The organism is Paraburkholderia oxyphila NBRC 105797 (genome assembly GCF_000685075.1).
GTDB lineage: Bacteria > Pseudomonadota > Gammaproteobacteria > Burkholderiales > Burkholderiaceae > Paraburkholderia > Paraburkholderia oxyphila.
Window position 1 is genome coordinate 83782 of the sequence record NZ_BAYD01000035.1, and the last position, 13005, is coordinate 96786.

Below are 13005 nucleotides of genomic sequence, written 5' to 3' on the forward strand. Positions count from 1 at the left end.
GAATCCATGAACAAGCCCTACACGGCCGAGCGCGCCTCGCTTCTGAAGACCGCCTCGGGGGTTTGCGCCGCCGCAGCGCTCACGATTGCGGTGGCCCTGCAGCCGGCGCACGCCGCAGACGCCTCCAACGGCAAGGTGCTCGCCGACAGCCACAACTGCGCGGCCTGCCACGGCGTGAACCTGAACAAGCCGGTAAGCCCCGAGTATCCGAAGCTCGCGGGCCAGCACGCGGACTACATCTATTGGGCGCTGCGCCAGTATCAGATGGGCACCGGCAACCCGAACTTCGGCCGCAGCAATCCGATCATGCAGGCGCAGGTGCAGAGCCTCTCGGAGCGCGACCTGAAGGATCTGGCCGCCTACGTCGAATCGCTCAAGGGCGATCTGGTCGAGAAAAAGTAAGCGCACCGGGCGCGCATGCGCGTCCTGACGACGGCGGCGTCATGCGATATGCATGGCGCGCTCGCGCGCGAATATAAATGCGAATGCGAAACACCCCGTGTGAGACGCGCCGAGGCGCCTCGCACGGGGTGTTTTTTCATGCCCGCTCAAAACCGCGGCCAGCGCTCGGCCTCGGCTCAGTCGCGCGAGGCACGCCGTTCGATGCGGGCGAGATAAGCGTCGGTGTCGGGCGGCGTGTTGGTGCGCTGCGCCTCCCAGATCGTCTCGCCAAGACACTCCATGATGGCGTGCTGCGCGTCGTGCGTGGAGCCCAGACGCGCCGCGAGCCGGTCGTGCGCCGCGCGGATGCCCGGCGGCTGGTCGATCGAGAGCTGCTCGCTGATCGCGAGATGCATCGACAGATGCAAAAAGGGATTGCTCTGGCCGCGCTCGGGCGAATAGTCCTCGGCGGCGGCCGCTTCGGCGTCGGCGAGCTGCGTGTGGTATTCGGGGTGCTCGACGATCCAGTCGGCGGCGATCGCCTCGAGCGGCGTGAGGATTTCGCCCGCGCGCTGCTTGCGCCAGGTCTCGGTGAAAAAGCGGCGGACTTCGTCGCGGCTGGGATTGAACATCGTGAATCGTGCTGAAAACGTGCGTGGGTGAGGGCTGGATAGCGAGGGCCCGAGTCGGCGCCAATTCGCCAGATGCGGTGGCTCAAACGGCAATTCTACGCGCGTGCGCGCACCGGCGCCGGGGCGCCAGCGGGCGCGTCAGAGCTCGGGCGGCGGCGTCTTCGGCTTGAATTCGCAGAGCGGCTCGATCACGCAATGCCAGCATTCCGGGCGGCGCGCCTTGCACACATAGCGGCCGTGCAGGATCAGCCAGTGGTGCGCGTCCTGCCGGAACTCGGCCGGCGTGACCTTCTCCAGCGCGGTTTCCACGGCCTTTACGTCCTTGCCAGGCGCGAGGCCGGTGCGGTTGGCGACGCGGAAGATGTGCGTGTCCACGGCGATGGTCGGATGGCCGAACGCGGTGTTGAGCACCACGTTCGCGGTCTTGCGCCCGACGCCCGGCAGCGCCTCGAGCGCTTCGCGCGTCTGGGGGACCTCGCCGCCATACTGCTCGATCAGGATCTTGCAGGTGGCGATGACGTTCTTCGCCTTGGTGCGGTAGAGGCCAATCGTCCTGATGTAATCGGCCACGCCTTCCTCGCCTAGCGCGAGCACCGTCTGGGGCGTGTTGGCCACCGGAAACATCTTGCGCATCGCCTTGTTCACCGAGACGTCGGTGGCCTGGGCGGAGAGCATCACGGCGATCAGGAGTTCGAAGGGTGTCGTGAACTCCAGCTCGGTCGTCGGGTTCGGGTTGAGGCTCTGGAGCGTTTCGTAGATGGCGCGGCGCTTGGTGGCGTTCATGACTGATGTGCGAGGGCCGTCCGCTTGATGCAGTTCATGCGGCTCAGGCGGGTTTGTCGTCGTGCGGGTGGCTGTCGTGCTCGCTGCGGCCCGGGCGTTCTTGCTGGCCGCCATCCGTAGCGTTGGGCGCGCTCGGTTCGGATGCGGCGGGGGCCGTGGCGGCGCCCGCGATTTTGCCGGCGGCAGCTTGCGCTGGCGCACCGGCTTCGGCGCCAATGCCGAGCCGCTTGCGGCGTGCCTCGGCCGCGTCGATTTGCGCCTGCACGTCGGCGCTCACGTGCTCGGTATTGCGCGGGGCAACGCCGTGCTCGGCCAGCTCCGCCTTCTTGCGGCGCGCGCGCTCGAGCGCGGCCTGGATGATCGCTTTTTTCTTCGCTTCGGCATCGTCGGCGCCTGCAGGCGCAGTTCCGGCCGCAGTAACGGCCGGGCCCCCGGCAGCGGGCGCGCCCGCTGCGGCAACCGTGGACGCCGCTGCCGCGCGGCGTGCCGCGGCGCGCGCTTCGGCCGCGTCGCGCTCGGCGGCGAGCCGCGCCTGACGGCGGTCGTGGCGCACGCGTGCCGCATCGGCTTGCTGCTGGCTCCAGGCGTCCCAGCCCGTTGCCTCGCCGGTCACCGGAATCATCGCGATGCAGTCCACGGGGCAGGGCGCGACGCACAGGTCGCAACCCGTGCACTCGTCCTTGACGATGGTGTGCATCTGCTTGGGCGCGCCGACGATCGCATCGACGGGGCACGCCTGCATGCACAGCGTGCAGCCGATGCACAGCTGCTCGTCGATGAAGGCCACGGGGCGCGGCCGCTCGACGCCGTTCACGGGATTGATCGGGATGACCGGCTTGCCGAGCAGCTTCGCGAGGCGCGCGACGCCCTCGGCGCCGCCCGGTGGGCACTGGTTGTAATTGGCGGTGCCGGCGGCGACGGCTTCGGCATAAGGCCTGCAGCCGTCGTAGCCGCACTTGGTGCATTGCGTCTGGGGCAGCAGATCTTCGATGCGATCTGCGAGGGTCTTGGAATCGTTCACGGTTGCGATGTCTGGGCGGGCTCGCAAACGCGCCGCCAAAGCCCGCATTATCGCCGATTTCCCGCATTGCCATCGGCGGGCCATGTGCCATAATCAAAGCGCTTAATTCGAATGTTCGGGCCGCGCTTGCCGCAGTTGCACTACCACGTGCACGACATCGGATCGAGTCCGCAGGACGGCGTCAAATACGCAGCGTCGGGGGAGGGGTCAAGACGACTGCAAACAAAGAAAGATCGGGAAGCGAAGGGTGTCGGTCCATTAACCCGGCGCGCTCCATGCCACGCTGCCGCACGATGGGTTAGGAGAGGCCCGGCAGCGCAAAATGGTAAGCGGCGCGCCTATCGAGCGATCCTGCCACCATGAATCAGACGAAAATCAAAAGAGATCCTGAAGGCACACGCCGCCGCATCCTGCTTGCCGCAGCGGAGGAGTTCGCAAGCGGTGGCCTGTTCGGCGCCCGCGTCGATCAGATCGCGCGCCGCGCGGAAACCAACGAGCGCATGCTCTACTACTACTTCGGCAGCAAGGAGCAGTTGTTCACCGCCGTGCTGGAGCATGCATTCGGTGCGCTGAACGAAGCCGAACGCGCACTCGACCTCGCCGGGCTCGCACCTGTCGAGGCCATCACGCGGCTTGCGCACTTCGTTTGGGACTACTACCGCGATCATCCCGACCTCCTGCGGCTCGTGAACAACGAGAACCTGCACGAGGCGCGCTATATGCAGAAGTCCACGCGCATCCACGAGATGATCTCGCCGATCGTCGCCACGCTCGGCTCGATCCTCGCGCGCGGCGAGGCAGCGGGGCTCTTTCGCGCGAACGTCGATCCGCTGCGCCTGTACGTGACGCTCTCGGGCATGGGCTACTACATCGTGTCCAACCGCTACACGCTCAACGCCACGCTCGGACGCGACTTCAGCACGAGCGCCGAGCGCGCCGAGATCATCCAGCTCAACACCGAAATGCTGCTCGCGTTCCTGATGCGCAAGTGAGCGGCAATTGACGGTCCAATGAAAAAACGCCGCGCTCTGTGTGAACAGAGCGCGGCGTTTGGCGTTGCGTGCCGCGTTGACCTTTGCGTCAGGCTACGCGCTTCGTTGGCACCCTGAAGCGTTGCCGATCAGGCTACGGCGCTTTCCTTCGCATTGCGCTTCGTGAGTTGATGCTGGCGGATGAAGTCGCGCAATTGCGGATAGATGATCGTGCGCCAGCGGCGGCCCGAGAAAATGCCGTAGTGACCGCACTTTTCCGCCGTCAGGTGATGCTTCTCGTGCTCCGGGATGCCCGTGCACAGGTCGTGCGCGGCGCGCGTCTGGCCGGATCCCGAGATGTCGTCGAGCTCGCCTTCGATCGTGAAGAGCGCCGTCTCGCGGATGTCCTGCGGCCGTACGCGCTCGCCGGCGACGTCCCACGTGCCTTCGGCGAGGCTGAAATCCTGGAACACCGTCCGAATGGTCTCGAGGTAGTACTCGGCGGCCATGTCGAGCACCGCGTTGTATTCGTCATAGAAACGGCGATGTGCTTCGGCGTCCTCTTCGTCGCCGCGCAGGAGGCTCTTGTAGAAGTCCCAGTGCGCGCTGGTGTGACGGCCCGGATTCATCGCGACGAAGCCCGCGTGCTGCAGGAAGCCCGGATAGACCGCGCGCCCTTCGCCCGGATAGTTGGCGGGCACCGTGTGAATCACGTTGTTCGCGAACCATTCCATCGAATGCTCGGTGGCGAGCGAATTGACCGCCGTGGGCGAGCGGCGGGCGTCGATCGGGCCGCCCATCATCGTCATGGTGAGCGGGGTGGGCTCGCCGCGGCTCGCCATCAGCGAGATGGCCGCGAGCACCGGCACCGTGGGCTGGCACACCGAAAGCACGTGCAGGTTCTTCGCGCCGATATGGCGGATGAATTCCTGGATGTACGCGATGTAGTCGTCCAGATGGAACGGACCGGCTTCGAGCGGGACCATGCGCGCGTCGATCCAGTCGGTGATGTAGACCTTGTGGTCCTGCAGCAGCGTGCGCACGGTGTCGCGCAGGAGCGTCGAATGGTGGCCCGAGAGCGGTGCGCACACGAGCACCACGGGCTCGTCCTTGAGCGCGGCGACAGCCGACGGATCGTCGGCAAAGCGCTTGAAGCGCAGCAGCCGGCAGAACGGCTTTTCGATGATGGTCTGCTCGACGATCGGGATGTTGAAGCCGTCCTTCTCGATCTGGCGGATATCGAACTCGGGTTTCTCGTAGTCCTTGCCGAGCCGGTAGAGCAACTCGTAGCCCGCGGCGAGGCGCGTGGCGCCCGGCACGAGCGAGAACGGGCTCGACGGATTCGAGAACGACTTGGAGGCGGCCTGCGCCCACGCGGTAAGCGGGCTCAGCAAGGCGCGCTGAAATTCACGGATTTGGTAGAGCATGGATGCTCCAGCATCAGGGGCGGTTCGCCCCCGGGCCGCGCAGGGAATGCGCGGCGCAGAAGCGGGCCAGCAGTTGGTCGGTCAGCCTGTTTATCGGCTTTGGGGCCGGCCGGTTCACCGGCGCGGCATAAGGCTTGCCGCGCGCGAACGAGAATCCTCGTGCCGGAATCAACAAGCTGACCACCGGCGAATTCCAGATCGTTGTGCAACGCAGCAACCCAGACTTCAAGTGTAGCGCACTTGACGCCGGTATATGGGGGCTTTGCGTGCGCTTTCGTACTTTTACGATGCCGTGTTGTTTGCCGCTGTCAGATCGGATTCGATCGGCGGAATGCCGCCATCCCCCGGATGCCCCGTCGCCCGGGCCATCTCCTGCTCATGGCGCATCAAATTCAGCCCCGTATGAACGAGTGCCACATGGGAGAACGCCTGTGGGAAATTCCCCACAAGCCGGCCCGCGATCGGGTCGTATTCCTCGGCGAGCAGCCCGACGTCGTTGGCGAGCGCGAGCAGGCGCTCGTACATCTTGCGCGCGTCGTCCATGCGGCCCTGGAGCGCGAGGTTGTCCACCATCCAGAAGCTGCAGGCGAGGAACGTGCCTTCGCCGGGCGGCAGGCCGTCGTTGAAGTCGGTGGTGCGGTAGCGCATCACGAAGCCTTCGCACATCAGGTCGCGCTCGATGGCCGCGACCGTGCCCGCGATGCGCGGGTCCGACGCCGGCAAAAAGCCCACGAGCGGCATCAGCAGGAGGCTCGCGTCGAGATCGGTGCCGCCGTAGATCTGCGTGAACGAGTTGAGCGAGGCGTTGAAGCTGCGCTCGCAGATGGTCGCGTGGATGGTGTCGCGCAGCTCGCGCCAGTGATCGAGCGGGCCCGGCAGGTCGAACTTCTCGGCCGAGCGGATGCAGCGGTCGAACGCCACCCACGCCATGACCTTCGAGAAAGTGAAGTGCTGGCGTCCGCCGCGCGTCTCCCAGATGCCTTCGTCGGGCGCCGTCCAGATTGTTTCGAGATGCTCGAGCATCGCGCACTGGATCGACCACGCCGTTTCGTCGGCTTGCAGGCCGCCCACGCGCGCGAGGTGCAGCGCGTTCATCACTTCGCCATAAACGTCGAGCTGCAATTGCCCGACCGCGTTGTTGCCCACGCGCACCGGCTTTGCGCCTTCGTAGCCCGGCAGCCAGTCGAGCTCGAACTCGGGCAGGCGGCGCTCGCCGGCGAGACCATACATGATCTGCAACTGCGAGGGCGAGCCCGCCATCACGCGGCCGAGCCACGCGCGCCAGGCGCGCGCCTCGTCGTAGTAGCCGCCGCGCATCATCGCGAGCAGCGTGATGGTGGCGTCGCGCAGCCAGCAGTAGCGGTAGTCCCAGTTGCGCGAGCCGCCCAGCTGCTCGGGCAGCGAGGTGGTGGGGGCCGCGACGATGCCGCCGGTGGGCTCGAAGGCCAGCGCCTTGAGCGTGATGAGCGAGCGGCGGATGGGCTCAGCCCAGCGGCCCACGACGGTGCTGCGCGCCGACCATTCCTCCCAGAAGTTCTCGGTGCGCGCGAGCGCCGTGAACGGATCGCGCGGCGGCGGCGCGCGCAGATGCGAGGCCGCATAGGCCATCGAGAACGGCACGCGCTCACCGGCGCTCACGTCGAATTCGGCGACGGTGCGCATGTTCTCGCCTTCCAGGTCGACGGGCGTGCGCAGCACGACCGTGTCGGGGCCGACGGTGGCCTTGATGCCGCTCTCGTAAGCGAGGCGGCTCACCCACGGCACCGAAAAACCGTAGTCGAAGCGCAGCACGAGCTCGCACCGCATGCGCACGGTGCCGCGCCGGCCCACCACGAGCCGCACGAGCTCGCTCCAGCCATTGCCGGGCGGCATGAAGTCGATCAGCGTGACGGCGCCGTCGGGCGTCTCGAAGTCGGTTTCGAGGATCAGCGTGTCGCCGCGGTAGCGGCGCGTGGTCTTGACTGCGGCTTTGGAGTCGTCGGCGGGCGGGGCCGGCGCGATCAGCCAGCGGCCGTTCTCCTCGGTGCCGAGCAGCGCCGCGAAGCACGCGCCGGAGTCGAAGCGCGGCCAGCAGAGCCAGTCGATGGAGCCTTCGCGGGACACGAGCGCGGCCGTGTGGCCGTCGCCGATCATTGCATAGTCTTCGATGAGTGCAGGCATGGTAAGCAGATTGACAGCATTGCTCCTGGAGCGGAGACGGCACGGGCACGCACAAGATTAGTAGGTGCGGGGGGGCTCGTGCAACGCGTTTTACTGCCTGCCGCGCACAAATCACTCGTGCGGGAACTTTCACCGCACTTTCGCGAAGGTTCCAAAGCCGTGGCCGCAGGCATCAAAAATGCCCGAGATGCCCGTTCGTGCCGAAGAGCCCAATGAGACCGATGATGATCAGATACAGCGCGACGATGTAATTGAGCAGGCGCGGCACCACGAGGATCAGGATGCCGGCGATGAGCGAGACGAGCGGGCCGATGGCGAGATGGATGTCCATGTTTTCTCCCTGGGTGTTGCAAGGCCAGTGTTGCGAAGCCGATGTTGCGAGACTGGAGGGTGAGAGGCGCGCTGCGCGTCCAACGCCCAGCCACACGGAAGCTCTCTTATACTGGGCCTCAAACCCTCATAACTTTGGCGCCGGCACATCGGTGTTCGCGCAACGCTCGCTTGCATCGACTCGCGCCGCCGCGCGCTGCCGATCCGCTCCCGCTTCGACAAGAAAAAAGGAGGTCGACATGTTTCAGGCCCATGACGCCGCAATCGCCATGCCCGTGCCTGCGCATCGGCACAGTCCGCCGCGCGCGAAAAAGCGCGGCCTCATTCATCAGATCATCAAGGGTATTGCCATCATGGCCTCAGTCGCCACGACGCTCGCCGCAACCGAGGCGTTCGCTCAAACCAGCGCGGGCACGGCGCCCGCCGACACGGCAGCCAATGGCGTGTATGACCTGCTCGTCGGCACCTATACCGGCGGCAAGAGCGAGGGCATCTACGTTTATCGCTTCGATTCGAAGACGGGCGACGCCCAGCAGGTGAGCGTCGCGAAGACGGTGAATCCGTCGTATCTCGTGGTGAGCCAGGACAAGCGCTTCGTCTACGCCGTGAACGAGCTGCCCGGCGACAACGGCCCGGCGAGCCTGCGCGGCGACGTGAGCGCGTTCGGCTTCGACGCCGCGAGCGGCCAGCTCACGTTCCTCGACAAGGTTTCCGCGCAGGGCAACGACCCGTGCTATCTGAAACTCTCGCCGGACGGGCGCTATCTCTTCGTCGCCAACTATTCGGTGGCGGCGGACCCCGGGGGCAGCTTCGCAGTGCTGCCCATCGAGCAGGACGGCAAGCTTGGAGCAGCGGTGCTCACCGTGCACCATGAGGGCGGTGGTCCGGTGAAGGGACGCCAGGACAACGCGCACGTGCATTCCACGGTGTTCTCGCCCGATGGCCACTACCTCTTCACCCAGGATCTCGGCACCGACAAGCTCTGGACCTACCGCTACACGCCCGACGGCAGCCGTGGCCTCGTGAGCCCGGCCGAGTGGCGCTACACCGATGTGAAGGCCGGCTCGGGCCCGCGTCACCTCGTCTTTGGCAACGATGGCCGCTTCGCGTATCTCACGAGCGAGCTGGCCGCCACGGTGAGCGTGTTCGCCTGGCACGACGGACGCCTGACGCTCGAGCAGGTCGAGAAGCTGGCGGAGCCGGGCTTCAAGGGCGCGGTCGGTGCGGCGGCGCTGCATCTCTCTCCGGACGGCAAGTTCCTGTACGTCTCGAACCGCGGCGACGCGAACGACATCTCGATCTTCGCCGTCGACGCGCAGACGGGCAAGCTCAGGCGTGTGGGCCGTCAGTCGAGCCTCGGCAAGTCGCCGCGCGAGTTCGCGATCGATCCGAGCGGCCAGTGGCTCATCGTCGGCAATCAGAACAGCGACACGGCCTACGTGTTCCGCCGCAATCAGGAGACGGGCCTGCTCGAGCCGAATCCGAAGCGTATCGATATCGGCTCGCCCGTCGACTTCAAGTTCGTCACGCCCTGATCGCTCCGTAAGCGGTTTGTCGCGGACAAAAGAAAAACGCCGTGCCGGACGAATCCGGCACGGCGTTTTTTTGCGTTGCTCGATCGACTGTCGTGAGCCTTACTCGGGCTGGCCCGGCACGAGCACTTCGCGGCTGCCGTTGATGCCCATCGGCGAGACGAGGCCCGCCGCTTCCATCTGCTCGACGAGGCGCGCCGCGCGGTTATAGCCGATGCGCAATTGCCGCTGCACCGAGGAGATCGACGCGCGCCGCGTGCGCACGACGAACGCCACGGCCTCGTCGTAGAGCGGATCGGCTTCCGCGTCGGGCGAGTCGCCGAAGAGGTCCTGCGGCGCGCCTTCGCCGGCCGGCCCGTCGAGGATGCCCTCGATATACTCGGGCTCGCCGAACTGCTTCAGATACTCGACCACGGCATGCACTTCCTCGTCGGCGACGAACGCGCCGTGCACGCGCTGTGGATAGCCGGTGCCCGGCGGCAGGAACAGCATGTCGCCCTGGCCGAGCAGCGACTCGGCGCCCATCTGGTCGAGAATCGTGCGCGAGTCGATCTTCGAGGACACCTGGAACGCCACGCGCGTCGGGATGTTCGCCTTGATGAGACCCGTGATGACGTCGACCGAAGGACGCTGCGTCGCGAGGATCAGGTGGATGCCGGCGGCGCGCGCCTTTTGCGCGAGACGCGCGATCAGTTCTTCGATCTTCTTGCCCGCGACCATCATGAGGTCGGCGAGCTCGTCGATCACCACCACGATCATCGGCAGGGGAGAGAGCGGCTCGGGCGCCTCGGGCGTGAGCGAGAACGGATTGCCGATCTTCTTCTCGTGCGCGGCGGCGTCGCGGATCTTCTGGTTGAAGCCCGCGAGATTGCGCACGCCCACCGCCGACATCAACCGGTAGCGCTTCTCCATCTCGCCCACGCACCAGTTCAGCGCGTTGGCGGCGAGCTTCATGTCGGTCACGACGGGCGCAAGCAGATGCGGAATGCCTTCGTAGACCGACAGCTCCAGCATCTTCGGGTCGATCATGATGAGCCGCACGTCCTCGGGCGTGGCCTTGTAGAGGAGCGAGAGGATCATCGCGTTGATCGCCACCGACTTGCCCGAGCCAGTGGTGCCCGCGACGAGCATGTGCGGCGCCTTGGCGAGGTCGGTCACGATCGGGTGGCCGACGATGTCCTTGCCCATCGCGATCGTGAGCTTCGACTGCGAGCGATGGTAGGGCGCCGATTCGAGAATCTCCGAGAGACGGATCATCTGGCGGCGAGCGTTGGGCAGCTCGAGGCCCATGCAGGTCTTGCCGGGAATGGTCTCGACCACGCGGATCGACGTGAGGCCGAGGCCGCGCGAGAGGTCCTTCATCAAGCCGACGATCTGGCTGCCGCGCACGCCGAGCGCGGGCTCGACTTCGAAACGCGTGATCACAGGGCCCGCCGAGGCGCCGACCACGGTGACGGGCACCTTGAACTCCTGCAGGCGCTGCTCGATCAGCTGGCTCGTTTCGGCGAGCTTCTGCTCGGAGACGGGCTCGATTTCGGACGAGGCGCGCTCGAGCAGATCGAGGCCGGGCAGCTCGACGGCTGAGGCGGTGAGCGGCTGGAACTCGAACGAGGTCGGCGCATGGCCGCGCACGGGCTGGCGCGGCGCCGCTTCGGGCTGAGGCGCGCCAGGCGCGGTTTGCGCGCTGGTGTCGTGGACCACCGCCGCGGAGGGTGGTTGAGGTGTGGCTGTAGTTGCGGCGTTGGCCGGTTGTGGCTGCGCCCAGGACGGGGGCGCACTGACTTGACCGCTTGCTGCGATGCTCGCGTGTGCCTGGGCCGCTGTTGCTTCGTGCGCGGCGGTCGGCACAGGCGCGGCGGATTGGGGTTCAGCACCGGTGCCCGGTGCAACGAACGACGTCGCGCCAGGCACGTGCTCCGGCGCTTGAGTCGTGCTCACTGCGGGCGCGCTTGCGGGGCTGATTGATGCGGATGCCGGCGTCGCCGTGGTGGCGTGCGGTGCCGCGGGACCCGATTGCCATGGTTCATCCGGCTTCGACCCGGAGGCCGCGGTAGCGGGCGCGTCGGTCGTGCGGACGGGCGTGGCAGCCAACGAAACCGGCATCGGCAGGGTGGGGGCTAGCACAGGCGACCAGGGCGCGAAGCTTGCCGGCGCAACGGGCGTCGGCTGCGTGGCGTTAGGCACGGCGGCGAGGAATGACGGCACTTCAACGAGGGGTGCCGGCGCGAAAGCACTGGCATGCGGCGTGAGCGTCGACGCGTCGTGGTCGAGCGGAGCCTCGTCGGGCTGCGTGGCGCGCACCGGCGGATCCTGCTCGATGGCGCCGGCGCCTGACGGTGTGGACCGGGCAACGTGCAACGGTTCGGTCGCAATGCGCGGGAAGCGGATGACGTTTTCGGCGCTTTCCGGTTCGGATGCATCGAGCGCTGCCTCTGGCAGCGGCGGCTCGTGCGCAACGGTTGCGGCGTCGTCCTTTTGGGGCCGCACGGGCGACGGCGCGGCGTGAGTCTCGGCGATCTCTTCAGGCGCCGGAAGGTCGGTCACACGAGGCGATGGCTCCCACCGCGGCACGTGCGTGACGGTTGCGGCGTCCTCGTGGCGGCACGGCACGGGCGACTGCCCGGCGCTAGTCGCGGCAATGCTCTCAGGCTCCGTAAGGGCCGCCACATGAGGCGATTGCTCTGTCGTCGAGGCGGCTTCGTCGGGGGCCGTGATTGCCGGTTCGGCTGCGTCGGGCTCGTCGTCGAGCAAGACCCATGGCATGCCTTGATCGAAGCTCGGCCAGGTGATCGGCGAACTTGCGGGTGGCCCCGCTGGCGGCGTCGTGGCGGCCGCCGTTACCGTTGCGGCGGGCGCGACAGGGGCAACAGGTGTGACCGTGACGACAGGTGCGACGGCCGTAGCCGTCATGTCGGCCGCGGCCGCGGCGGCGAGTGCCGGTGTCGATGCAGCGGTAGCCGGCGGCGCGTCGCCTTCTTGCGCATCGATGAGGAACGAGGGCAGGGCGATCGGGGTCGAGGCGTCGTCGGCGTAAGTCCACGGATCCCCAGACTCGAAGGTGTCGAGTGGTGTAACCGGCGCCATCGGGACGGCAGGCGCAACGGGCGCAAAGACGGACTCGGCCTGCTGCGCAACCGGCGGCGAAGCGAGCGACGCATCGTTGTGCACGCTCACGAGTTCTTGAGCGAATTGCGCCGGTGCGGCTTCCGCAAGCGCGGCAGAAGCCACTCCGGAATCTTCGCCTGCTGCATCAGCCGGGGCCGCTTCGTCGAGCGTCGCCGTCTCGGGCGGCTGCGCGATCTGCGGTGCGGTGAGCGGAAATTGCGCGTGCGCCGGAGGAGGGCTCGCATCGCCGGCCTCGGCGGCAGCGCCGGCATGGGCGGGCACGTCGGTTTGCGCAGCGGGCGGGTCGATGCTGTTGCGGCGTGCGAGGCTCGCACCCGCGAGCGTTGTCCAGCGGGCGGCGTTTTCCTCGATCGAGCGCAAGGTTTCGAGCACACTCGTCGAGAGCGGCGCCTGCGGCGCGGATGCCGCACCGTGCGCCGGGCGGGAATAGGCCGGCGTGACCTGGCTGGCGTCCGCGAGCGGTGCGGTTGCGGACGCACCGAATTGCGTGCCGAACCGTGTTCCGGGCGTGCGTTGCGCCGTGGTGGGCGTGCTCTTGGTCGGCCAGACGAACGGACGCTGCGGTTTTTGCTGACGTGCTTGTGGCGCGGCCGCTGCGGCCGCGCGCGCGGCCGTGCTGCCCGCAACGGGCGGCGGCGCGCT

The 13005-nt window shown here is 67.1% G+C and carries 10 protein-coding genes; 3 read left to right on the top strand and 7 right to left on the bottom strand.

Annotated features, from left to right (window positions below):
* Positions 1–6 precede the first annotated feature (6 nt).
* Positions 7–402: a c-type cytochrome gene (locus BO1_RS21865; protein WP_028219379.1), complete on the top strand. Its 396-nt coding sequence runs from the start codon at positions 7–9 to the stop codon at positions 400–402.
* Positions 403–578: 176 nt separating this feature from the next.
* Here BO1_RS21865 and BO1_RS21870 read toward each other — a convergent pair whose 3' ends face one another.
* From BO1_RS21870 to rsxB, 3 genes are all read right to left on the bottom strand, one after another.
* Positions 579–1013, bottom strand: coding sequence for a DUF1841 family protein (locus BO1_RS21870; protein ID WP_028219380.1), 435 nt, complete (start codon positions 1011–1013; stop codon positions 579–581).
* Positions 1014–1151: 138 nt separating this feature from the next.
* Positions 1152–1796, bottom strand: coding sequence for an endonuclease III (gene nth, locus BO1_RS21875; RefSeq protein WP_028219381.1), 645 nt, complete (start codon positions 1794–1796; stop codon positions 1152–1154).
* A gap of 43 nt (positions 1797–1839) precedes the next feature.
* On the bottom strand, positions 1840–2817 hold the full coding sequence (rsxB, locus tag BO1_RS52170) for an electron transport complex subunit RsxB (RefSeq protein ID WP_084688098.1): 978 nt from the start codon (positions 2815–2817) through the stop codon (positions 1840–1842).
* Positions 2818–3176: 359 nt separating this feature from the next.
* On the opposite strand from rsxB, the gene BO1_RS21885 reads away from it, so the two are divergent.
* On the top strand, positions 3177–3809 hold the full coding sequence (locus tag BO1_RS21885) for a TetR family transcriptional regulator (RefSeq protein ID WP_028219382.1): 633 nt from the start codon (positions 3177–3179) through the stop codon (positions 3807–3809).
* 128 nt (positions 3810–3937) lie between these two features.
* Here BO1_RS21885 and BO1_RS52175 read toward each other — a convergent pair whose 3' ends face one another.
* From BO1_RS52175 to BO1_RS57785, 3 genes are all read right to left on the bottom strand, one after another.
* Positions 3938–5215, bottom strand: coding sequence for a polyhydroxyalkanoate depolymerase (locus BO1_RS52175; protein ID WP_043285824.1), 1278 nt, complete (start codon positions 5213–5215; stop codon positions 3938–3940).
* Positions 5216–5497: 282 nt separating this feature from the next.
* Positions 5498–7375, bottom strand: coding sequence for a glycoside hydrolase family 15 protein (locus BO1_RS21900; protein ID WP_028219383.1), 1878 nt, complete (start codon positions 7373–7375; stop codon positions 5498–5500).
* Between the two features lie 172 nt (positions 7376–7547).
* The gene (locus BO1_RS57785) at positions 7548–7706 is read right to left on the bottom strand and encodes a DUF3096 domain-containing protein (protein WP_084688099.1); all 159 of its coding nucleotides are present in this window, start codon (positions 7704–7706) and stop codon (positions 7548–7550) included.
* Positions 7707–8058: 352 nt separating this feature from the next.
* Here BO1_RS57785 and BO1_RS21910 point away from each other — a divergent pair, with 352 nt between their 5' ends.
* Complete coding sequence (locus BO1_RS21910) at positions 8059–9240, top strand: lactonase family protein (RefSeq protein ID WP_245643871.1); 1182 nt, start codon at positions 8059–8061, stop codon at positions 9238–9240.
* 99 nt (positions 9241–9339) lie between these two features.
* Here the strand turns inward: BO1_RS21910 and BO1_RS52180 are convergent.
* Positions 9340–13005, bottom strand: a 3666-nt coding sequence (locus BO1_RS52180) for a DNA translocase FtsK (protein ID WP_052409548.1), incomplete at its 5' end; no start/stop codon positions are given.